The sequence below is a fragment of the Pseudogulbenkiania sp. FW507-F1 genome, assembly GCF_058781125.1.
Genome location: NZ_JBYSWM010000006.1, coordinates 81596 through 101913, shown reverse-complemented (window position 1 = coordinate 101913; position 20318 = coordinate 81596). Strand labels below are relative to the sequence as shown.

At 65.3% G+C, this 20318-nt stretch carries 22 protein-coding genes and 1 pseudogene; 9 read left to right on the top strand and 14 right to left on the bottom strand.

The window, feature by feature from the left end:
* Positions 1 to 6: 6 nt before the first annotated feature.
* Genes AC3WG5_RS05670 through AC3WG5_RS05660 form a run of 3 tightly spaced genes read left to right on the top strand, consistent with a single transcriptional unit; the run spans position 7 to position 2029 of the window.
* Positions 7 to 285, top strand: a complete 279-nt coding sequence (locus AC3WG5_RS05670; RefSeq protein WP_294864606.1) for an acyl carrier protein — start codon at positions 7 to 9, stop codon at positions 283 to 285.
* Complete coding sequence (locus AC3WG5_RS05665) at positions 285 to 1538, top strand: beta-ketoacyl-[acyl-carrier-protein] synthase family protein (protein ID WP_492568103.1); 1254 nt, start codon at positions 285 to 287, stop codon at positions 1536 to 1538. The genes AC3WG5_RS05670 and AC3WG5_RS05665 overlap by 1 nt, the downstream gene beginning before the upstream one ends.
* Entirely contained in the window at positions 1535 to 2029 is a 495-nt protein-coding gene (locus AC3WG5_RS05660) for a 3-hydroxyacyl-ACP dehydratase FabZ family protein (RefSeq protein ID WP_482582911.1), read from the top strand. The genes AC3WG5_RS05665 and AC3WG5_RS05660 overlap by 4 nt, the downstream gene beginning before the upstream one ends.
* Positions 2030 to 2214: 185 nt before the next feature.
* Here AC3WG5_RS05660 and fabG read toward each other — a convergent pair whose 3' ends face one another.
* From fabG to AC3WG5_RS05595, 13 genes are all read right to left on the bottom strand, one after another.
* Positions 2215 to 2934: a 3-oxoacyl-ACP reductase FabG gene (gene fabG, locus AC3WG5_RS05655; protein WP_014086500.1), complete on the bottom strand. Its 720-nt coding sequence runs from the start codon at positions 2932 to 2934 to the stop codon at positions 2215 to 2217.
* Positions 2935 to 2942: 8 nt separating this feature from the next.
* Positions 2943 to 3395 carry a hotdog family protein gene (locus tag AC3WG5_RS05650; RefSeq protein WP_008955188.1) on the bottom strand — a complete coding sequence of 151 codons (453 nt, stop codon included), beginning with the start codon at positions 3393 to 3395 and terminating at the stop codon, positions 2943 to 2945.
* A complete protein-coding gene (locus tag AC3WG5_RS05645) occupies positions 3392 to 4186 on the bottom strand; it encodes a beta-ketoacyl synthase chain length factor (RefSeq protein WP_492568102.1) in 795 nt (264 codons plus the stop codon). Before AC3WG5_RS05645 ends, AC3WG5_RS05650 begins: the two co-directional genes overlap by 4 nt.
* Complete coding sequence (locus tag AC3WG5_RS05640) at positions 4183 to 5376, bottom strand: beta-ketoacyl-[acyl-carrier-protein] synthase family protein (protein ID WP_482582914.1); 1194 nt, start codon at positions 5374 to 5376, stop codon at positions 4183 to 4185. The genes AC3WG5_RS05645 and AC3WG5_RS05640 overlap by 4 nt, the downstream gene beginning before the upstream one ends.
* Positions 5377 to 5437: 61 nt before the next feature.
* Positions 5438 to 6241: a polysaccharide deacetylase family protein gene (locus tag AC3WG5_RS05635; protein WP_492568101.1), complete on the bottom strand. Its 804-nt coding sequence runs from the start codon at positions 6239 to 6241 to the stop codon at positions 5438 to 5440.
* Positions 6238 to 6924, bottom strand: coding sequence for an alpha/beta fold hydrolase (locus tag AC3WG5_RS05630; RefSeq protein WP_492568100.1), 687 nt, complete (start codon positions 6922 to 6924; stop codon positions 6238 to 6240). The genes AC3WG5_RS05635 and AC3WG5_RS05630 overlap by 4 nt, the downstream gene beginning before the upstream one ends.
* Positions 6908 to 9259, bottom strand: coding sequence for an MMPL family transporter (locus AC3WG5_RS05625; protein ID WP_492568099.1), 2352 nt, complete (start codon positions 9257 to 9259; stop codon positions 6908 to 6910). Before AC3WG5_RS05625 ends, AC3WG5_RS05630 begins: the two co-directional genes overlap by 17 nt.
* Positions 9256 to 9843: a LolA-related protein gene (locus AC3WG5_RS05620; RefSeq protein ID WP_492568098.1), complete on the bottom strand. Its 588-nt coding sequence runs from the start codon at positions 9841 to 9843 to the stop codon at positions 9256 to 9258. The genes AC3WG5_RS05625 and AC3WG5_RS05620 overlap by 4 nt, the downstream gene beginning before the upstream one ends.
* Before the next feature lie 7 nt (positions 9844 to 9850).
* On the bottom strand, positions 9851 to 10777 hold the full coding sequence (locus AC3WG5_RS05615; RefSeq protein ID WP_492568097.1) for a lysophospholipid acyltransferase family protein: 927 nt from the start codon (positions 10775 to 10777) through the stop codon (positions 9851 to 9853).
* Positions 10774 to 11073, bottom strand: a complete 300-nt coding sequence (locus AC3WG5_RS05610; RefSeq protein ID WP_492568096.1) for an ApeI family dehydratase — start codon at positions 11071 to 11073, stop codon at positions 10774 to 10776. Before AC3WG5_RS05610 ends, AC3WG5_RS05615 begins: the two co-directional genes overlap by 4 nt.
* 2 nt (positions 11074 to 11075) lie before the next feature.
* Positions 11076 to 12422, bottom strand: coding sequence for an AMP-binding protein (locus AC3WG5_RS05605; protein ID WP_492568095.1), 1347 nt, complete (start codon positions 12420 to 12422; stop codon positions 11076 to 11078).
* Between the two features lie 33 nt (positions 12423 to 12455).
* Positions 12456 to 13112, bottom strand: coding sequence for a COG4648 family protein (locus AC3WG5_RS05600; RefSeq protein WP_014086489.1), 657 nt, complete (start codon positions 13110 to 13112; stop codon positions 12456 to 12458).
* Positions 13109 to 13387: a phosphopantetheine-binding protein gene (locus AC3WG5_RS05595; RefSeq protein ID WP_008955199.1), complete on the bottom strand. Its 279-nt coding sequence runs from the start codon at positions 13385 to 13387 to the stop codon at positions 13109 to 13111. Before AC3WG5_RS05595 ends, AC3WG5_RS05600 begins: the two co-directional genes overlap by 4 nt.
* Positions 13388 to 13669: 282 nt before the next feature.
* Between AC3WG5_RS05595 and AC3WG5_RS05590 the strand changes: the two genes are divergently transcribed.
* The 3 genes from AC3WG5_RS05590 (at position 13670) to AC3WG5_RS05580 (ending at position 15877) form a co-directional block, all read left to right on the top strand.
* Positions 13670 to 14311, top strand: coding sequence for a phosphatase PAP2 family protein (locus tag AC3WG5_RS05590; RefSeq protein WP_492568094.1), 642 nt, complete (start codon positions 13670 to 13672; stop codon positions 14309 to 14311).
* 145 nt (positions 14312 to 14456) lie between these two features.
* A complete protein-coding gene (locus tag AC3WG5_RS05585) occupies positions 14457 to 15377 on the top strand; it encodes a chorismate transformation FkbO/Hyg5 family protein (RefSeq protein ID WP_492568093.1) in 921 nt (306 codons plus the stop codon).
* Positions 15378 to 15550: 173 nt separating this feature from the next.
* Positions 15551 to 15877, top strand: a complete 327-nt coding sequence (locus tag AC3WG5_RS05580) for a thioredoxin family protein (RefSeq protein ID WP_492568092.1) — start codon at positions 15551 to 15553, stop codon at positions 15875 to 15877.
* A gap of 287 nt (positions 15878 to 16164) precedes the next feature.
* Here the strand turns inward: AC3WG5_RS05580 and AC3WG5_RS05575 are convergent, their stop codons facing one another.
* Positions 16165 to 16680: a hypothetical protein gene (locus tag AC3WG5_RS05575; RefSeq protein ID WP_014086485.1), complete on the bottom strand. Its 516-nt coding sequence runs from the start codon at positions 16678 to 16680 to the stop codon at positions 16165 to 16167.
* Positions 16681 to 17099: 419 nt separating this feature from the next.
* On the opposite strand from AC3WG5_RS05575, the gene AC3WG5_RS05570 reads away from it, so the two are divergent.
* The 3 genes and pseudogenes from AC3WG5_RS05570 to AC3WG5_RS05560 form a co-directional block, all read left to right on the top strand.
* The gene (locus AC3WG5_RS05570; RefSeq protein ID WP_492568091.1) at positions 17100 to 18233 is read left to right on the top strand and encodes a c-type cytochrome; all 1134 of its coding nucleotides are present in this window, start codon (positions 17100 to 17102) and stop codon (positions 18231 to 18233) included.
* Between the two features lie 37 nt (positions 18234 to 18270).
* A complete protein-coding gene (ctaD, locus tag AC3WG5_RS05565; protein ID WP_492568090.1) occupies positions 18271 to 20049 on the top strand; it encodes a cytochrome c oxidase subunit I in 1779 nt (592 codons plus the stop codon).
* Positions 20046 to 20318, top strand: a pseudogene (locus tag AC3WG5_RS05560) (cytochrome c oxidase subunit 3); the annotation flags it as partial. The gene ctaD and the pseudogene AC3WG5_RS05560, both read left to right, overlap by 4 nt.

The following is a 20318-nucleotide window of genomic DNA, read 5'->3' as shown; positions in this document are numbered from 1 at the left end:
ACGCTCATGTTAGAACAAATCATCAAAAACTATCTGGTCAATACCAAGGGCAAGGATCCCGCCCTGTTTGAAGATCCGACGCTGCAGGTTTCCGCCCTGGACCTCGACTCGCTGGACATGGTGGAGATGCTGTTCGAGATCGAGGATCGCTGCGGCTTCCAGTTGCCAGACCCCACCCGCTACCCGCAGATGAGCTTCCGTGACATGCTGGCCGATATCGAAGCTGCCATTCGCGAACATAATAACGGCGAACTGCCGGAACTCAGCCTCGAAGAGAACAAATAGTGGCCAAGGTTTTGATTACCGGCATGGGCGCCATCAGCCCGCTCGGTGCCGACCTGCCCACCAGCTTCGCCCAGGCACTGGCCGGCCACTGTGCCATTGGTGCCGCCACCCCCGACATCGCCAAATGGCTGCCCAATGTATTGCTGGCCCAGGCTGCCGCCGATCCGGCCAGCAAGCTTGACGGCAAGCACGCCAGCCTGGACCGCGCCAGCCAGTTTGCCCTGGTAGCTGCCAACGAGGCACTGGCTGAGGCCAACATCGTCGCCGCGCCTGCCGACTCACGCCGCTTCGGTATTTATGTCGGCATCGGCTTGGGCGGCGCCCATACCCTGGATGGCCTGTACAGCCGCTTCCAGTCTGCCGTGCAAAGCGAAGGCAAGCGCAACCCTGTGGTGGTGCACCCGCTGACGGTCCCACGCATGATGTCGAACGCGCCGGCAGCCGCCATTTCCATGGGCTACGGGCTGCACGGCCCCAGCCACACCTATTCTGTTGCCTGCGCATCTTCCGCCGTCGCCATCGGCGAAGCCTTCCGTGCCATCCGCGACGGCTATCTGGACGCCGCCGTGGTGGTAGGCTGCGAAGCCATGCTGACGCCCGGCGCCATGATGGCGTGGAATGCGCTGCGCGTGATGGCCAAACCGCATGCGGCCGATCCGTCGCGCAGTTGTCGCCCCTTCTCGCAGGACCGCAGCGGTTTCGTGTTGGGGGAAGGCGGTGCCGCCATCGTACTGGAAAGCGAGGCCCGTGCCGCCGCTCGCGGCCAGAGCGCACTGGCCGAGCTCTGCGGCTATGGCTGCAGCAGCGATGCCGCCCACCTTACCGCGCCTTCCAGCGCCGAACAGATCAACGCCATGCAGCAGGCGCTGGACGATGCCGGGTTGCGGGCAGAGGATATCCAGTATCTGAACGCCCACGGCACGGCGACCGATGCCGGCGACGTCACCGAGACCGAATCCATCCGCGGTGTGTTCGGCGCGACGGCCGGACAACTGACCGTCAGTTCCACCAAGTCGATGCACGGCCACCTGATCGGCGCCAGCGGCATCCTGGAATTTGCCCTCAGCGTGATGGCGATGAACAGCGGCTCGCTGCCGCCCACCGCCACCCTGGAGCAGGCGGACCCGCGCTGCGATCTGGATTTCATTCCGCTGACCGCGCGCCATGACTGCGACGTTCGCGCCATCATGTCCAACTCCTTCGCCTTCGGCGGCAGCAACGTTTCGCTGGTGGCACGGCGCCTTCCCGCATGAGCGCACAGGACTACCAGTACCCGATGCGGCTGCTGCGCGGCGATATCGAACAGATATTGCCGCACCGTGGTGCCATTTTCGTCTGCCAGCAACTCACCATCGAGGGGCCGCACCAGTTCCATGGTGTGGCGAGCTGGCCGCACGACAATGCGGTGATCCAGGGTCATTTCCCCGGCATGCCCATCGTGCCGGGGGTGATGCTGATCGAGTCGATGGCGCAGTTTGCCGGCGCCGGGCTCCTGGCCGGCGACCCTTACGTCAAGACCTTGCCGCAGGATTCGGTCGGCGTGCTGGCGGCTGTGCGCAATTGCTGGTTCAAGCAGCCGGTGCTGCCGGATCAACAGGTGGAGTTCTTCATCCAGTGCCGCCAGATGGCGCCCTTGCTGGTGCAGGTCCACGCCCAGGTTAAGGTGGCGGAGCAGGAAGTGGCCAAGCTGGAAATCGCGCTGGCCTATGCGCCGCGCGCGCAGTTGCAGGCCACCGGCGGCTGACCGCAGTCCCGCTGCTCCAGCCGTCAAAACCTGTTTCAGGCTCTCGCGAGCGAAGGGTCAGCCAAGGCGAAACGGGGCGAAAAAGCGGAATGTGCGTTGGGTACATGAGCATTTTGAGCCACGTTTCAACGCCGGATCACCCGAGCGCAGCAGAGCATGGGCAGGTTTAGAGCATGGGCAGGTTTTTAGATCATGCCACCGTTGATGGAGATCACCTGGCCGGTAATATAGCCTGCCTGCTCCGATGCTAGGAAGCCCACCAGGTTGGCGACCTCCTCCGGCCGGCCCACCCGCTTCATCGGCACCATCTGTGCCACCATCTCCTTGTCGAACACATCCTTCGACATTTCCGACTCGATGATGCCCGGCGCCACCGCATTGACGGTGATGCCGCGGCTGGCGAGTTCGATGGAAAGCGACTTGGTGGCGCCGTGCAGCGCGCTCTTGGCGGCGGCGTAGTTAGTCTGGCCGCGGTTACCAGCCAGCGCCGCCACCGAGGTGATAGTGATGATGCGCCCCCAGCGGGTGCGGATCATCGGCATGGTCAGCGGCTGGGTGACGTTGAAGAAGCCATGCAGCGAGACGTCGATCACCCGGTGCCACTGCGCCGGCTGCATGCCGGGAAACACTGCATCATCGTGAATGCCGGCATTGTTCACCAGCACCTGTACCGGCCCCTGCTCCAGCACGGCTTCCAGCGCAGCCGCCGTTGCCGCAGCATCGGCCACGTCGAACTGTAGGGCCTCGGCCTGATGGCCCTGGGCTCGCAGTGACTGGCACAACTGTTCCGCCGCCTCTAGATTGCGGTTGGCATGGATGATGACGTGGAAACCGTCGGCCGCCAGCCGCCGGCTGATGGCTGCGCCAATGGCGCCGCTGCCACCGGTAATCAAGGCTCGTTTCATGGTTTTACTCAATTGGTTATCTTGCCCGCCAGCGCATCGGCATCCAGCACCACGCCTAGGCGGCCGCTGACCAGCAGTTTGTCGCCAGCGTGCAGGGTGAAGCGGTACAGGGCATTGATCTCGCTGCCGGACAAGCGCTGGGCGTGGATACGCAGCGGCTCGGCCACGTCGTCCAGCCGGCGACAATGCCAGTTCAGCTCGCGCACGCTGGTGAGGTAGCCGGCCCTTGCCGGCATGGCATCACCAGCCAGCAGCGCGCCATGCACCGCCATGGCCTGGGCGGCGTATTCGATGGCATTGGCCACGCCAAGGCGGCCGGCGGCGCGCAGCGGATTGTCCGGCTGGCGATGGCTGTCGGCATGGCAGACGATGTCGTTTTCGTCCCAGCACTCCACCCCGGACAACAGACACATGCTGCCCTGATGGGGAATGCGCGCGGCGATCCAGTCGCGGTCCATCATGCCACCACCTCGATGGCGAGACGGCAGTCGTCCAGATAGTCGATCACCACGCGTCCCGGCCGCCCACTGGCCAGCAGGTGCAGCAGCGGCAGGCTGCGCGCACTGGGAATACCCTGACGCAGTGCTTCCAGCTGCGCATCGTCCATGCGGCTGGCTGGCTCATCGCTGAAACTCAGCTGCAGTGCGGCCTTGCTGGCCGCGCTACGCTCCGGGCTCAGTACCATGCCTACACCAAGCGGATAGGGAATGGGGCGCTGCGCATACAGCGGCTCCGGGTAGGCGGTATCGAAAGCAATCAGCAGACAGGGCTTGCCGGCGCTGTGCGCCTGAGTCACGGTTTCCAGGAGCCCGGCACCGAAGGTGGCATCGTAGGCGCACAGGCTGGTGGAGGCCTCGGTGCACTTGGTGGCAATGCCCCAGTAGCCGGCCGGCGCGTTGTGCACCGAATTATGGAAGCGGGTGGGGGAAACCATGCGCTCGGACGAGGCCAGCACTTCCAGCAGGCTATGGCAGTTTTCGCAGTCGCCGCCGGTGGAACTGAACACATTGGGCAGTTGGGCCGCATCCGCGCCGGCATCTTCGACTGCCGCCAGCCCCACCGCCATCGACAGCTTGACCGCTGCTCCGGCACGACGGCGTTCGGTCGCTGGCAGGATGGAGGGTGCTGCCAGCCGCACCTCGTCGACCTGAAAAGGCTGTTGCCCCAAGAGGCGCGGCACGGCCTCGGCCCAGTCGCTCATGCCCGGCCCGAGCAGGCTCAGCCCCTCGAGATAAATCGTTGCCGTACTCATGCGCCCACCCGCGAGAAAACCAGGCTGCAGTTGCTGCCGCCGAAACCGAAAGAGTTGCTCAACACGTGGCGCAGCGGACGCTCCACCGTGGTCAGCAGGTAATTGCACTGCAGGCGGGCATCCAGTTGCTGCGTGCCCACCCCGCCCGGCATCACTCCGTTGTCCAGCGCCAGCGCGCAGATCAGGGCTTCGATACCACCGGCGGCGCCCAGGGTGTGACCGGTGTGGCCCTTGGTGGAGCTGCAGGGCGTGGCGCTGCCGAACAGTGCCAGCACCGCGGCGCCTTCCGCCGCATCGTTGCTGGGTGTGGCGGTGCCGTGCAGATTGATGTAGTCGATGTCGGCAGGCGTAAGGCCGGCCTGCTGCAACGCCTGAGCCATGGCCGCCTTGGCGCCGAGGCCTTCCGGGTGCGGCGAGGACATATGGTAGGCATCGCTGCTTTCGCCCACGCCGATCAGCAGGATGTCGCCGTTCTGCGGCTGCTCGGCACGCTCCAGCAGGGCGAACGCTGCGCCCTCGCCTACCGAGATGCCATCACGCTCGCCGTCGAAGGGACGACAGGGATTGGACGACACCAGTTGCAGCGAGGAGAAGCCGTAGATGGTGGTCAGGCACAGGGTATCGACGCCGCCGACGATGGCAGCGTCGATGAGGCCGGCCGCGATCATGCGCTGTGCCGTGCCGAACACCTTGGCACTGGAGGAACAGGCGGTCGATACTACCGCCGCCGGGCCGGAGAGGCCGAAGAAGCGGCGCACGAAGTCCGCCACCGAATAGGCGTTGTGGGTTTCGCGATAGCGATGCTCCGGCGGCAGTGCGCCGGACTCCGGATCACGCTGACGGTAGGCCACTTCCGAACTGAGGATGCCGGAGGTGCTGGAGCCGAGAAACACCCCCACCCGGCTGGCGCCGTAGCGCGCCACGGCCTGCTCTACGCTGGCAATGAAGCCGTCCTGCTCCACCCCCAGCTGGGCCAGGCGGTTGTTGCGGCAGTCGTAGGGCGCCAGATCCTGCCTCAGCACGACCTCGTCCAGGCCGGCGACTTCTCCAACACACACATCGAATTCGACGGTCTCCCAGCGCTTTCTGACGATGCCGCCGCGCTGCTGGCGCAGGGCATCGAGATGGGAGGCCAGGCCAGCGCCCAAGGCACTGGTCAGGGTATAGGCACTAAGTCGGAGAGCTTGCATAAACAACCGGAGGGATCAGCATGGGTTGGCGAAAGAAAGGGCGGGCCGGCTGGGCACCTGATCAGGCTGATTTGCAGGCCTGCCTCAACGTGACCGGCCTCAGCTGGCGCGCAGCCAACTCTTCCAGCAGGCGTGGCAGCACAGCCAGGATGACCGGCTTGCCGTCAGGAGTGCGCGCGGCGTTGCCATCGTGCAGCAGCAGTATATCGCCCGCGGCAAGATTGCGAACCAGCCGGGCGTACACCGCGTCGGGATCGCGCACGCGCGTATCATAACCACGCCGGGTCCAGCTGGCAAGAAACACCCCGGAGCGCTGCAGCAGCGGGTCGAGAAAAGGGTTGCGCAGGCCGGCGATCGGCCGATAGAACAGGGGCTTTCGGCCGGTGATCGTCTGCAGCGTGGCCTGACCCTCGCCCACTTCGCCGCGCCAGCCGGCCGGTCCGAACAGGGAGGTATGCTTGCGGTGGCGTTGACCATGGTTTTCGATGTCGTGGCCCTCGGCCACGGCGCGGCGGCACAGTTCGGGGTGGCGCAGCGCGCGCTCGCCGATGCAGAAGAAGGTGGCTGGCACCTGGTACTGGCGCAGAATCTCGAGCACGGCCGGGGTCACCGCCGGGTCCGGGCCGTCATCGATGGTGATGGCCACTTCGCCGCGCCGGGCGGCGGCGGCGGGCAGCCGAGTCAGGTTGCCCCCCAGCAGCGAGCAGCGCGGCAACAGCCCAGCCAGCGCGATGCCGCCATGCAGCAGGAACAGCGCCAGCAGCAGCCACGGCCAACTGGACGGCCGCAGGAGCAGGACCGGCACGGCCAGGCCATGCAGGGCGACGCACAGCTTGAGAAACGGCGAGGCCTGCCATGAGGTCATGCTTGCTCCTTTACCGACAACAGTTGGGCCGGCAGCGGGCCGTGATCGAGCCAGTGCTGCCACAGCTGCAGCCAGACCGGCCAGTGGTGCTCGCCTGCCACACGGTGCACCCGTTGCGGCGACAGCAGACCGGCCAGCATCTGCTGCCCGACAACAAAGCGGTCTTGTTCCGCCATGCCCAGCCATACCGGGCAGTCATCTTCGTCGCTCGCCACCTGTTGGCACAGCCAGTGCCACCAGATGCGCTCGTCCTGGCGCGAGGAGGCTGGGCTGTCCGCCCAGGTCTGCGGCCCGCCGGCGGCACTGATTTCCTGCAGGATGTCGGCGGTGCCCGGATACGGCGCCAGCAGCTTGATCCCCGCCAGATGCCGGCTGTACAGGGCGGCATAGTGCAGCGCATTGAAGGCGCCCAGCGAGATGCCGGCCAGCCAGATACGGCGATAGCCGGCCTCCAGCGCCGGCGCCATCACCGCTTCATGCAGGCTCCCGGCCACGGTGCCGGCCATCACCTGCTGGTAGCCGACCTCGGCCAGCACGATGTCCAGCGGCAGGCCGCGCTGGCGCACTGCCGCGATCATCCCCTGGGTGATCAGGTCTTCCAGGCAGGCCTTGGCTGGCGGCAGCAGCACCAACAGGCTGTCGGCCCGCTCTACCGGCTGCCAACGATCAAGAATGGTGCGCACGGGGCTGAATCCTCGCCATCATCGCGGAAAACACCAGAGCCAGCAGAGCGCCGATCGCCACGGTGCTGCCGATGAAGGACAGCACCGGCACGCTGGATGTCCCCAGCAGGCCGAAACTGGTCACCGTCGCCAGGTTGGCCACCACCAGCGAGACTTCCACCTGGCGCTGCTCCACCTCGTTGCCAAGTTGCTGCTTGTTGGCGAAGAACAGCGCGTAGTTGGAGCCGATGGCCACTACCAGCAGCAACCCCACCAGATGCAGGATGGTCAGCTGGATGCCGCTGGCGTCGAAAATGGCCACCGTGCACAGCACGGCGCAGCTCAGCGGAATCGTCACCCGCACCGCCTGCACCCAGCCGCAGGTCAGGCCCAGCAGCAGCAGGATGGCCAGGCTACCCAGCGAGGAGAACACCAGTGCCTCGTGGGTGTAGCTGTCGAAGATGGCGGTGGTTTCCTCCAGCAGGTCGATCACTGTCACCTGTCCCAGCTGATGCCGCTCCAGCGCCGCCCTCACCTTGTCCAGAGCGATCTGGTCGCCCTTCACCCCCTCGCCGGTCGGCCGCAACGGCATCAGCACCAGGTAGCCGTTGGGGCGCTTGATCAGCATCGAATCCAACAACACGCTGGCCGCACTGCCCTGCAGGCTTTGCCGGCTCAACAGCGGCTGGCTGCGACTGCGCTCCACGTCCGCCAGGAAACCCCGGAGCTGATCGGCTTGCAGCGGCATGCCCTGCAGCGCCTGGTCAAGGCGCTGCCTGGCCTCGACAGCCACCGGCAGCGCCGCCTGGCGCGCTCGCTGGTTGGCCAGGCTGGGCAGCAGCTCGTCCGGGGTGTGGAAGCCACCGATGACGCGCTGACGGGCCAGCTCGCGCAGCACGGGGCGGGTGCGTTCGGCCAACCGCAGCGCGCTTTCCTGGTCCGGTGCGCTGAAACTGGCGACGTAGCGCATGTCGTTGCCGCCCAGATCGCCACGCAGTTCGGCGTCCAGCTTGTTCTGCTCTTTGGAAATGGAACTGAGCGCATTCAACTGGCGGTTCCAGATGTCCTGCGGATTGAACGCCAGTACCGCCACCGCCGCCAGCAGGGCCGCCGCCATCACCCAACGCATGCGGATCAGGAAATCCAGGCTGTTTTGCAGCAGCAGGCCGGGACCGCTCAAATCGCGCAGGTTGAGGCGGGCCGGCATCAGGCCCGGCAGGATGTAGCGGGTCACCAGCGCCGCCGTGATCAGGCCGCTGATGGAGTACAGACCGAGCTGGGACAGGCCGGGGAAGCTGGAGCACATCAACGCGGCAAAGCCGGTGATCGAGGTCAGCACCCCGAGCCGGATGGTGCGCCAGAAATGGCTGGGCTCGTTGCCACCGGCACGCTGGATGAACAGGTAGATGGAATAATCGACCGCCTCGCCGATCAGCGTGGTGCCGAAGCCCAGCGTCAGGCCGTGCACGTGGCCGAAGCCCAGGCTGACACTGGCAATACCCACCAGGGCGCCGGACAACACCGGAATCAGCCCCAAGAGCAGCAGCGGCAGCGAGCGGTACACCAGCAGCAGCAGCGCCACCACCAGCACGGTGCCCAGCGTGGCCAGCCGCTCCACCTCGCTCTTGATGGTATCGCGCGAGGCCACCGACAGCACGCTGGTGCCGCTCATCACCAGCCGGGTATCGGCATGGCGTGCCGGCAGGCGGTCGAAGGTTTGCCGCACGTCCGCCAGCGCCGCCGCCTGGGCATCGGTATCCAGCCCGGACTCGGCCAGTTGCAGCAGCAGCACGGCACGCTTACCGTCGCGCGACACCCAGATGTCGTCGCTGCTATTGGGCTGGCTCTCGCCGATAAACTGGTCGAGGATTTGCAGGGTTTCGCCGCTGGGGTCACGCGGCAGAATCTTCTTCACCACCAGGCCGGCGTCGCCGGCCATGGCGTCCAGCGTGTCCTGGACGGCGGCGCGCAGGCCGTCGGCGCTGAAGCGCTGCGACGAGACCGCCGGGCTCAGCAGGTAACGGTTGGCGAAGAAATACTGCTGGTCGCGCTGCTGGACCCGGCCATCGCCGTTCTGCACCGAGGTGAAACGCGGGTTATGCGCCAGCTCACTTACCATGAGGCGCGACAGCCGGCCGCGCTCTGCCGCGTCGCCACCTTCGATCCCCACCAGCACGATACGGGCGATGGCGCCGTCACGCAGCTGGTCGATCAGCATCTGCTGGCGTGCACTGGGCACCTTGGGCATGAAGGCCGACAGGTCGGCGACAAAGCGGGTTTGAACGATCACCAGCACCGAGGCCAGCATCAGCGCCAGCCAGACGAACAGCGCCAGTTTGTGGTGGCGTGGCTTCATTTGGCGCTGGTGCTGGTAATGGCCATTTCCGAACGGTCACCGTCGGCCTGCTGGAATTCGATGGTTTTTACCTGGGCCTGCTTGCCGGCGATGCGGATCTGGCTGATCACCTTCTGCATGCGCGGCTGGATCGGCGTGAGATTGAGCTTCCACTGTTCGGCGTCACCGCTCAGGGCGAGGGTATAGAAGCGTTCCAACCCGCCGCGGTCGCCGGACAGGGTGGCGCGGATGCTTTCGACAAAGGCAGCCACCTCGGGGCGGTCGGACAAGGCCACCGTCATCTTGCGGCCGTCACTGCGCTCCAGCGTCAGCTTGTTGCCTTCCAGCACCACCGATTCCGCCTTCGGCTTGAGCGTGCGTTTTTCCAAACGGTCGGGCGCGGTGAAGGCCAGCTCGCCGGACGATTCCAGCGGCTGCTTGAGCATGGCGATGTATTTCTTCTCGACAAAGGTGGCCGTGCCGGATTTTTTCTGCCCCAGCATCTGCATCAAATCCGCCACGCTCAATTCCGCCGCCTGGCAAAGGCCGGCCGCCAGCAGCACGGCCAGACCGGCCAACGTCTTGCTCATGATAGGTGCACGCATGATCGGTTTAGCTTTCATCCCAAAAATCGTAAAAATTGAACCAGTTGAATGGGTAGGCACGGCAATGACGTTCCAGCGCCGCCACATAGTTGTCGAGTAGCGCGGCCATCGCTTGTTCCCTGCCCTGGCGCCCCGTACCGGAAAAATCCTCCAGCAGCTCGAAATGCACGCGGTAGCGGTTGCCGCCCAGATAGATGCCGGCCATGAAGTACACCGGGTGCTTGAGCATGACCGCCATACGGAAAGGGCCGCTGGGAAAGCGCGCCGGCGCGCTCAACAGGGGGCGGCTCAGATACTGGTCCGGCCCGGAGGCGCGGTCGGCCAGAATGCCCACCAGCGCGCCCTCCTCGAGCCGGCGGTGCACGGCCAGCATGGCGTCCAGCGTCCCCAGCGCGATGATGTCCTGCTGCGCCTGCGGGTTGATGGCCTGCAGGGCCTGGTTGATCTGGCGGGCATTCTCCGGATACATCGCCATGCTCATCTGCAGTTCCGGGTGGCTGCGCGCCATCGCCCGCAAGACCTCGAAGCTGCCCAGGTGGGCACCGAACAGCAACAACCCCTGGCCGCTGTCGTAGTGGCGGTGCAGCGTCTCGGTGCCGGACAAGTCGATGTGGAAGTCGTCGAAACAGTCGCGCAGCAGATAGACCCGGTCGTGGATGGTGCTGGCGAAGCTCAGCACATGCCGGTACTGCTCGTGCCAGCATGGCGGCCGCCCCAGGCTGCGCGTCAGGTAGGCGCGGGAAGCCGCACGCGCCCTGCCGCCAAACAACAGGAAATAGGCGGCGATGCCGTACAGCACCAGCCGCGAGCAACGCCGGCCCAGCAGGCAGGACAGCGTGGACATGACGCGCAGCCAGAAGCGGTTGCCGCGTTCGCGCTGCTGCATCCAGGCCGGCGCGACCGGCTGCGGTCCCGAGGCAGTCGGCTCGCTCACCCGGCCTGCTCCTGGGCGATGGCGAACTTGCCGTCAGCCACCTTGCGCTGTTCATGGAAGAGAGTGAACGCCACAGCCGCAGCGTCCTGGCGGAATTCCAGCCGCAACGCCTGCCCCGGGCTGACCGGGCTATGGAACTTGGCCAGCAGCAAACCGCTTAGTTGCAGTTGGCAGGCGTCCTCGATGGCCAGCATGGCGTGGTCGAGCAGCACCACTCCCGGCAGCACCGGACGGCCGGGAAAATGCCCGGCGTAGGCCGGATGATCGCTGGCGATAGGGAGAGTGGCGTGCTGCATGCTTAGTCCCGCTTAGGAAGATGTTGCACGATCAGGTCCTGCAGGGTGCGGGCCAGAATCTTGCCGTTGCCGTCGCGCGGCAGGGTTTCGACGAATACCACGTGGCGCGGCAGGAAGACCGAATCGATGTGCTGGCGCAGGCCGGCCAGAATGCGCGCGCGGTCCAGTCCCGGTGCGACCACGAAGACGGCCAGGCGTTCCACTTCGCCGTTGCCGCCGCGCTCGGGTACGCAGAATACACCGTCTACCACACCGGGCAGGCCGGTGAGTGTGGCATTGAGGAAGGACAGCGAACTGCGCTTGCCGGCGACGTTGATCATGTTGGCCTTGCGGTCCACCAGGCGGAACCGCTGCGGGCTGAACAGCTCGAGCGTGTCGTTGAGCATCTGCGGCGTTTCATACACCTCGCCCACCGCCCAGAACTCGTCGTCACGCTGTTCCAGCGTGATGCCCTGCAGGGTCTGCCAGTGGCTTTCCCGCTCGGTCTCGCGGGTGGCGACCTGGCCGGTTTCGGTGGAGCCGTAGATTTCCAGCACCGGGCAGCCCAGCTGTTGCCGGGCCTGTGCGGCCAACTCGGCCGAGAGCGGCGCGGTGGCCGACAGGATGACGGCGATTTCCGGCAGGGCGATGTCCGCCTCCAGCAGCTTGCGCAGGTGGAAAGGGGTGATCACCAAAAGGCGCGGAGCCGGCATTTCCGCCAGGCTGGCCGCGATATCGGCCGGGAAGAAGGGGATTTGCGGCGACATGCGCCCGCCGCCGAGAATGGGCAGCAGCACGCTGGATTCCAGCCCGTACATGTGGCGGATGGGCACCGTGCCCACCACCGAGCACGGCGCACCGGCCGCTGCCCACACCCGCTCCGCCCCGGCCAGAACGGCCAGCCGCAGGCGGCCGAAAGTCTTGTAGTGCGGCATCGGCGTGCCGGTGGAGCCGGAGGTGTACATGCAGGCGATACGCTGGTCGAAGGGAACCAGCGGCATCTCGGTCGCGGCAGGCGGCGCCGGTTGCGGCAGGACATCCACCCGGAAATACGGCAGGCCCTCCACCGGGCAGGCGGCCTGGTCGCCCAGCACCAGGAGGCCCGGCTGCTCGGCCGCCACCATGGCGATATGCTCGGGCGCGGCCGAATTGGGCAGCACGGTGAGCATGCCGCGGGCGATGGCGGCAAACAGCGCCACGGCGAACCAGTAGCGGTCGGAACACAGGTTGGTCACCCGCTGCCCTTCCGGCAGCGCGGCAGCCAGCGCCATCACGTGGGCGTGGAAAATCTCCCGGTCAATCGCCTTGCCCTGGCGAAAGGTAAAAGCGGCATGGCGGTCGGCATCGGGAAGCAGCGGAATCAGGCTCATGGAACGGAAAGGATCAAGGTCGGCAGTTCGGGACTATTCAGCGGCGTCCCGGCATTGTGTGTATTTGCGATAGGACTGGATGGTCTGGGCGATGCTGAAGTGTGGCTGCCCCGGCAGCGCGCGCAGGCGGACCAGGTATTCGCCGCCGAACATCAGCCCTAGCGACAGCGGGGTGAACAGCGAGGCGAACAGCGCCCAGGTGGCGAGCTCGGCAAACGCGAACAGCAGCAGCGAGATGCCGGCACTGGCCGCAAAGTACAGAGTCCAGGCCAGGGTGACTTTCCAGGTGTAGCGCAGGTAGCGCGCATCCAGCGGCTCGGCGCTGGCAAAGCGGGCAATGCGCGAGCACAGGGCGCCCTCGTGGCTGCCCAGGGTGCTGCCGAACATGATGCCGAGGCTGGTCATGATGCCGGCGTGCTGAAAGAAGTAGAGCCAGGCGGCGTGCGACAACAGGCGATCGAGATTCAGGGCAACGGCCAGCAGCACGCCCGTGCACAGCAGCATGGCAGGCAGGCGAAAGGCCGAATTCCAGCAGGCGACAATCACCCCGAGAGTCAGCGGGGTGGCACCGATCAGCACTGCGTACAGCGGCGGCTGGCTGGAGGACGAGGCCAGGTAATCAAATACCAGGTAGGCCCCGGCCACCAGGGCCAGCAACACCAGGCGCACGGTGCGCCATAGCCCGGTCATTTGCTGCGGTGCTCGCGGATATAGGACGCCAGCGCGCGCAGGGAGGCAAAAATGGTGGAGTTGTCTTCGCTGTCAGCTTTCATCTGCACACCGTACTGCTTGGACATCACCAGTGCGATTTCCAGGATGTCGATGGAGTCGATCCCCAGCGCGTCACCGTACAGCGGCGCCTCAGGAACGATGTCTTCGGGTGCGATATCAAAGTTTAGCGCGGTAACGATATGCCCGGCGATTTCACGTTCCAGAGCCAGATCCGGTGCAGTAGCTTGTTCCATAATTTGAAATAAATAGGGTCTTGTTTAAAGGAAATGCTGACAATCGCCAACGTCACGCAGTTTCGGTATCATCGCCCTGCCGATTGAAACATGTCATGGGTATAACCCTTCAACATGTCTTTTCGACACCAGCTAAAGTCTGCGCGCGCACGCGGAAAATCCAATCGCGGAGTATAACAAATATTCCCATCGGCATACCACCGCCCCCGCCCGGACACCATTTTCCAAGGAGCCGTTTTGAACAAGGGAGTGATCAGCAAGCCCCCTGGCCAGACCGGGATCATGGCCACCATTCTGGCCCACTTCTGGTTCAAGATGTTCGGCACCATGGGCTTCACCTCGGTATTTTTTGTCGGCTATGTGTACCTGTTGCGGCACCCGGCCTCCGCGGTCACCATCATTCCCGCCACGCCGCTGGACCAGTTGCTCGGCTTCCAGCCATGGGCATTGCCGATTTACCTGTCGCTGTGGGCCTATGTTTCCCTGCCGGCGGTGTTGATGCTGAGCCGGCGTGAAATTGTCGAGTACGGTTTTCGGGTTGCCCTGCCCTGCCTCTTGGGGCTGACGGTATTCTATTTCTGGCCCAACGCCATCGCGCCGGCCGATATCGACTGGAAGCAGTATCCCGGCGTCGCCTTTCTGAAAAATGTCGACACCGCGGGCAATGCCTTTCCTTCGCTGCACGTGGCCACCGCCGTCTTTTCCGCCCTCTGGCTGCACTGGCGCATCCGGCTGCTGCGGCTGGGCCGCGGCCTCGAATGGCTCAATATCGTTTGGTGCGTGGCCATCGCCTATTCCACCATGGCGGTCAAGCAGCATGTGGCGCTCGACGTGCTGGCCGGCACGTTGCTGGGGCTGGGCACGGCCTGGCTGAGCGGCCTGAAGGCCCATGCCCGAGGCGGCAGCCTGCCGCCGCCGCGTTGAGCCGCCCACCCTACCCCATTCACCATTTCGCCGTTGCAGCCGAAACATCCGCATCATGAGTCCAGACACCAGCTTACAGTTTTTCCAGTGTGATCCTTCCGCCTGCGGCGGGCAGCCGCTCCCCGCGGACGCCGGTATCCTGGGTATGAGCAGCCTGCATCATCCAGCGCCAACCCTGCCCTGGCCGGTACAGCGGGTACGCATGCCTCTGCTGGGCGGCATGCAACAACTGCACGAATACTGGCACAGTGCGACACCCTGTCGCCGCGGCCGCCTCCAGGACACCCGCTTCAGCGCCAACGAGGACCTGCTCTACGGCGTGATCGAACTGGAAGAGGGCCATGGCAGCGACACCGGCACCGCCTTGCAGTTGGCCGCGGAAAAAGCCTACCGCCAGCTGTTCTCGCTGCTGGAGGCCGAAGGCTTCCCGCACCTGTGGCGGGTGTGGAACTACGTGCCGCGCATCAATGAGATGGAACACGGACTGGAACGCTACCGGCAGTTCAACATCGGCCGTCACCAGGCATTTGCCGACTTCGCGCGGCCGGTGAACAGCAGCCCTGCCGCCTGCGCGCTGGGCGTGGCCGAGGGCCCGCTGAGCATTGCCTTCCTGGCGGCGCGCCAGGCCGCGCGCGGCATCGAGAATCCGCGCCAGATCAGCGCTTTCGAGTATCCACGGCAATACGGGCCACGCAGTCCCACCTTTACCCGTGCCGCCATCGCCAACAGCGGCCGGCACGATATCCTGTTCATTTCCGGCACTGCCAGCATCGTCGGTCATGGCACCGTGCACATCGACGATGTGGTGGCGCAGACCCGGGAAACCGTGGCCAATATCGCCGTGCTGGTCGAGCAGGCCAGGCAGCTGGCGCCGGCCGCTGGCTACACACTGGCCGGGCTGGACTACCGAGTTTATATCCGCCACGCTGCCGACTACCCCAAGGTGCGCGCCACGCTGGAGCAACTGATCGGCCGGGATATCCGGGCCGTGTTTGTGCAGGCCGACGTCTGCCGCAGCGACCTGCTGGTGGAGGTGGAGGCGCACGGCATCGCCCGCCGCTCCTAGCAGGGTCTGTCGTAAGAGCCTGTTTACGTTCTCGCGAGCTAGAGCGAGACAAGGCGAAAAAGGCTGAGGACGCCGAGTTTACAAGCGGTAAATGAGCATGCCGAAGACGGTTTTAACGCCGTATGCCGACGCGCAGCAGATCGTAAAACAGGTTCTAAGGAAAGAACATGGTCATGAACACCCGCTATGCCGACAGCGAACCGTCACGCGCCGAGATCGACGCGATGACCGGCCCGGTCCTGCTCGAATTCGGCGCGCCGTGGTGCGGCCACTGCCAGGCCGCGCAAGCATTGATCGCCGCCGCGCTCTCCCCCCATCCGGGCGTGTGCCACATCAAGATCGAGGATGGCAGGGGGCGGCGGCTGGGGCGCTCGTTCGGGGTGAAGTTGTGGCCGACGCTGGTCTTCCTGCGCGACGGCCAGGAAGTGGCGCGGCTGGTCAGGCCGGACGACGCGGGGTCGATCGGCCACGCGCTGGCGCAGATCGATGCCGCGCCGTGACCAGGGCTTCGGCCAACCTTGACCACCACCGCAGCACCGCCACGGCGAGACAGGCTCATCGCTGCGCGGACATCACGCCCTGCCCAGACGCTGCGCCTGCTGCGACGGCGAAAAACGCAACGTGACGGCCACGGTGATCTACAAGTGGTGATACGCTAGCCGCGGGTACGATCTCCCAAGCGGGCGGCCAGAATGACGTGACAACGGCGGGGCCTCGCGCTCCCGCCGTTTGTTTTGACGACACGCCTCCCGCCGGCCGCCTGACGCTGGCTGCGGCAAAACGAGGCTCAGGGGAAGGCCGGAATCGTCGGTTCGACACCTTCCAGATGGGCTTCCGGATGAATTTTCCGCAGCAGGTTCTCGATATCCTCGACCTCGGCCACCCGCACATCCACCATCAGCAGAATCTGGCCACGGTCGATGGCCTCGCGGAACGGCTTGAGCCGGCTGTTGGGCACCGAACAGCCGATCATGCTCGCCGCCCAAGGCCCGAACACGGCGCCGATCAGGAAGGTCACCAGCACCACGCCGCCCCACGGCAGGCCGGTGTCGGCCAGGATGAACAAGGCGGCCACCAGTCCCGAAATCAAGCCGGTGGCCCCACCGATGATCAAGCCCATCTCCGCGCTGTGAACGATGTCCGATTCCTGGAACAGGTTGGCACGGTGGAGACTGGACAGATCGACGCCTTCCTTGGCGAGAAAATGGATGTGCTTTTCCTCGATGCGCGCCAGCAGCAAGTCGTTCATCAGGCGCTGGGCATTGGCCAAGTCGGGAATAAGGTAATAAATCCGTTTGCGCATGGCGCCACCTCCCGGATTGCGATTGAAAATCACTACCTTGAAGTCATTTTATAGACCCAAACCCGCCCACTCTCAATCCCGCATCGCCGTGGCCGCCCCACCGCGCCACGCTCGGCTCACCGATCGCCACCGTGCCCTTTGCCCACAATGTGCTAAGTTGAAACCACTGGAATGGCGGACCCGAGCACGCCTGGTCAGGCCCTGTCGAACACGGGGCAACGGTCAGGCGCCGCGGGGTCCGCTGCATCGACTGCTGTGCCAGGCCGGGAGATGTCGTCGATCCGGCACGCTTGCCTGGCGCGATGAAGCCGGCCGGCCACTCACCCGCCCTGCGCCGCTGGAGCCTGCGGCCCGTGACTGTCGTCCCTCATGCCGGACCGGGGTGTTCCGCGAGGAGAACTACGCAGGACCGATACCCTATGGCACTCGCAATCGTCTTGATGGCGCTGGTCGCCGCTGCCGTCCTGTTTCACTTCCTGAGTCCGTGGTGGCTCACGCCGCTGGCCTCCAACTGGGGACAGATCGACACCACGCTGATGATCACCCTCGCCATCACCGGGGCGTTTTTCATCGCCATCAATCTGTTCATCGCCTATTGCCTGATCCGCTTCCGCCAGCGCGACGGCCACCGCGCCGCCCACGATCCGGAAAACAAGAAGCTGGAAGGCTGGCTGACCGGCCTGACCGCAGTAGGCATCATCGCCATGCTGGCCCCTGGCCTGTTCGTCTACGCCGCCTATATCGATCCCCCCGCAGATTCCCTGGTGTTCGAGGCGGTGGGCCAGCAGTGGCAGTGGCGCTTCCGCTTCCCCGGCCGGGATGGCCGGCTGGGGGTCACGGATAGCCGCTTTGTGAGCGCGGAGAATCCGCTCGGACTGGCCCCCAACGACCCTCGCGGCCAGGATGACGTCCTGATCCTCAACTCGGAGGTCCACCTGCCCGTCGGCAAGCCGATCAAGGTTCTGCTGCGCTCCCAGGACGTCTTGCACGACTTCTACGTGCCGCCCTTCCGCGCGCGCATGAACCTGGTCCCCGGCATGGTGACCCATTTCTGGTTTACCCCGACCCGGACCGGCCGCTTCGAGATTCTCTGCGCGCAGCTGTGCGGCGTGGGCCATTTCAACATGCGTGGTTACGTGGTGGTGGAAGAGCCCGCGGCTTTTCAGGCCTGGCTTGGCCGGCAGTCGACCTTTGCCCATGGCGCCCCGCGCACGCCGGTCGCGGCGGCGACCGGTGCCGCCCTGCCGGCGCAGGGCAAGCTGCTGGCGCAAAGCCGGGGTTGCGTGGCCTGCCACAGCGCCGACGGCAGCGCCCGCGTCGGCCCGAGCTGGAAAGGCCTGTACGGCAAGACCGAGACCCTGGCCGACGGCAGTACCGTGCAGGTCGACCCTGCCTATATCGCCGAGTCGATCCGCACACCGAACGCCAAGATCGTGCACGGTTATCCGGCGATCATGCCCCCGTTCAGCCTGAGCGACCCGGAGCTCGCCGCGCTGATCGCCTACATGAAGACCCTGTCGGACAAGACCGTGGCGCAAGCCGGGACGCCCTGAGCGGGCCCGGACCGAAGATTGACAGCAGGAGGGTGTGATGGCGTATTCCTCAGCCGAGCAGCATCACGAACCGCACAGTTTCTGGACCCGCTACGTGTGGAGCCAGGATCACAAGGTGATCGCGGTGCAGTACACGCTCACCGCGATCGCCGTCGGGATGGTGGCCCTGGTGCTGTCCAACCTGATGCGGCTGCAACTGGGCTTTCCGGGCCGTTTCGCCTTCATCGACGCCAACCACTACTACCAGTACGTCACCCTGCACGGCATGATCATGGTGGTCTACCTGCTTACCGCGCTGTTTCTCGGCGGCTTCGGCAATTACCTGATTCCGCTGATGGTGGGCGCGCGCGACATGGTGTTTCCGCTGCTCAACATGCTGAGCTACTGGGTCTACCTGCTGGCGGTGCTGGTGCTGATGGCGAGCTTTTTCGTGCCCGGCGGCCCCACCGGCGCGGGCTGGACGCTGTACCCGCCGCAATCGATCCTGCCCGGCACGCCGGGTTCGGACTGGGGCATCATCCTGATGCTGGTCTCGCTGTTGATCTTCATCGTGGCCGCCACCATGGGCGGGCTGAACTACGTGATCACGGTGCTGCAGGCGCGCACCCGGGGCATGACGCTGATGCGCATGCCGCTGACGGTGTGGGGCATTTTCGTCGCCACCATCATGGCCTTGCTGGCGTTTCCGTCGCTGTTCGTCAGCGGCGTGATGCTGCTGTTCGACAAGGTGCTCGGCACCAGCTTCTTCATGCCGGCCATCGTGTCGATGGGGCAGGCGCTGAGCTACAAGGGCGGCAGCCCGATCCTGTTCCAGCACCTGTTCTGGTTCTTCGGCCACCCCGAGGTGTACATCGTGGCCCTGCCCGCCTTCGGCATCGTCTCGGACCTGATCAGCACCCATTCCCGCAAGAAGATCTTCGGCTACCGCATGATGGTGTGGGCGATCGTGATGATCGGGGCGCTGAGCTTCGTGGTATGGGCGCACCATATGTTCGTCAGCGGCATGAACCCCTACTTCGGCTTCTTCTTTGCCACCACCACGCTGATCATCGCGGTGCCCACCGCGATCAAGGTCTACAACTGGGTGCTGACGCTGTGGCACAGCGATATCCACCTCTCGGTGCCGATGCTGTTCGCCATCGGCTTCATCAGCACCTTCCTGATCGGCGGCCTGACCGGGCTGTTCCTCGGTAACGTCAGCGTCGACATCCCGCTCTCGAACACCTATTTCGTGGTCGCCCACTTTCACATGGTGATGGGGGTGTCGCCGATCCTGGTGATCTTCGGCGGCCTCTACCACTGGTTTCCCAAGGTGACCGGGCGGCTGATGAACGAGACCCTGGGCAAGCTCCACTTCTGGGTGACCTTCCTCGGCACCTACGCCATCTACTTCCCGATGCACTACCTGGGCATCCTGGGCATGCCGCGCCGCTATTACGCCTACGACAACTACGCCTTCATTCCGGCTTCGGCCCAGCAACTCAACGCCTTCATCACGGTGGCGGCGCTGATCGTGGGCGTCACCCAACTGGTGTTCCTCTATAACCTGGTCCACAGCACGTTCCGCGGGCGGCCGGCGGGGAGCAACCCGTGGCGCGCCACCACGCTGGAATGGCAGACCCCGGAGACGCCGCCGGGGCATGGCAACTGGGGCGCGGAGCAGCCGGAGGTGCACCGCTGGGCCTATGATTACAGCGTGCCGGGCATGGCGCAGGATTTCGTGCCGCAGAACAGCGCGGTGGCGGGCGGCGGCGATGACCACGACCAGACAGAGGTCAAAGCGGCGGCGCCCAGGCGCGGGAGGAAAAAGACATGAGCCTAGCGCAGAGCGCCCGCCACGATGCGGGCGGGGCACGGGACGGCATGCCGAGCGCGGGCAAGCCGGCATTGTGGGTGTTCATGGGCGTGGTAACGGTGCTGTTCGCCCAGTTTCTGCACGCCTACATCGTGCGCATGGGCTACGCGGATTGGCAGCGGCTGCCGACTCTGCCGACGGTGTGGCTGAACACTGCGCTGCTGCTCTTGAGCAGCGCGGCCCTGCAGTGGGCCCAGGTGGCCGGGGGTGGCCAGCACCAGCACGCGGCG

What these genes read in the sequence shown, in the direction of transcription:
- AC3WG5_RS05620 (WP_492568098.1), bottom strand. Translation starts at nt 9,843, where the DNA reads ATGCGTGCACCTATCATGAGCAAGACGTTGGCCGGTCTGGCCGTGCTG.
- AC3WG5_RS05625 (WP_492568099.1), bottom strand. Translation starts at nt 9,259, where the DNA reads ATGAAGCCACGCCACCACAAACTGGCGCTGTTCGTCTGGCTGGCGCTG.
- AC3WG5_RS05640 (WP_482582914.1), bottom strand. Translation starts at nt 5,376, where the DNA reads ATGCAAGCTCTCCGACTTAGTGCCTATACCCTGACCAGTGCCTTGGGC.
- AC3WG5_RS05595 (WP_008955199.1), bottom strand. Translation starts at nt 13,387, where the DNA reads ATGGAACAAGCTACTGCACCGGATCTGGCTCTGGAACGTGAAATCGCC.
- AC3WG5_RS05635 (WP_492568101.1), bottom strand. Translation starts at nt 6,241, where the DNA reads ATGACCTCATGGCAGGCCTCGCCGTTTCTCAAGCTGTGCGTCGCCCTG.
- AC3WG5_RS05575 (WP_014086485.1), bottom strand. Translation starts at nt 16,680, where the DNA reads ATGCGCAAACGGATTTATTACCTTATTCCCGACTTGGCCAATGCCCAG.
- AC3WG5_RS05600 (WP_014086489.1), bottom strand. Translation starts at nt 13,112, where the DNA reads ATGACCGGGCTATGGCGCACCGTGCGCCTGGTGTTGCTGGCCCTGGTG.
- ctaD (WP_492568090.1), top strand. Translation starts at nt 18,271, where the DNA reads ATGGCGTATTCCTCAGCCGAGCAGCATCACGAACCGCACAGTTTCTGG.
- AC3WG5_RS05645 (WP_492568102.1), bottom strand. Translation starts at nt 4,186, where the DNA reads ATGAGTACGGCAACGATTTATCTCGAGGGGCTGAGCCTGCTCGGGCCG.
- AC3WG5_RS05610 (WP_492568096.1), bottom strand. Translation starts at nt 11,073, where the DNA reads ATGCAGCACGCCACTCTCCCTATCGCCAGCGATCATCCGGCCTACGCC.
- AC3WG5_RS05605 (WP_492568095.1), bottom strand. Translation starts at nt 12,422, where the DNA reads ATGAGCCTGATTCCGCTGCTTCCCGATGCCGACCGCCATGCCGCTTTT.
- AC3WG5_RS05660 (WP_482582911.1), top strand. Translation starts at nt 1,535, where the DNA reads ATGAGCGCACAGGACTACCAGTACCCGATGCGGCTGCTGCGCGGCGAT.
- AC3WG5_RS05650 (WP_008955188.1), bottom strand. Translation starts at nt 3,395, where the DNA reads ATGATGGACCGCGACTGGATCGCCGCGCGCATTCCCCATCAGGGCAGC.
- AC3WG5_RS05670 (WP_294864606.1), top strand. Translation starts at nt 7, where the DNA reads ATGTTAGAACAAATCATCAAAAACTATCTGGTCAATACCAAGGGCAAG.
- AC3WG5_RS05590 (WP_492568094.1), top strand. Translation starts at nt 13,670, where the DNA reads ATGGCCACCATTCTGGCCCACTTCTGGTTCAAGATGTTCGGCACCATG.
- AC3WG5_RS05570 (WP_492568091.1), top strand. Translation starts at nt 17,100, where the DNA reads ATGGCACTCGCAATCGTCTTGATGGCGCTGGTCGCCGCTGCCGTCCTG.
- fabG (WP_014086500.1), bottom strand. Translation starts at nt 2,934, where the DNA reads ATGAAACGAGCCTTGATTACCGGTGGCAGCGGCGCCATTGGCGCAGCC.
- AC3WG5_RS05585 (WP_492568093.1), top strand. Translation starts at nt 14,457, where the DNA reads ATGAGCAGCCTGCATCATCCAGCGCCAACCCTGCCCTGGCCGGTACAG.
- AC3WG5_RS05580 (WP_492568092.1), top strand. Translation starts at nt 15,551, where the DNA reads ATGAACACCCGCTATGCCGACAGCGAACCGTCACGCGCCGAGATCGAC.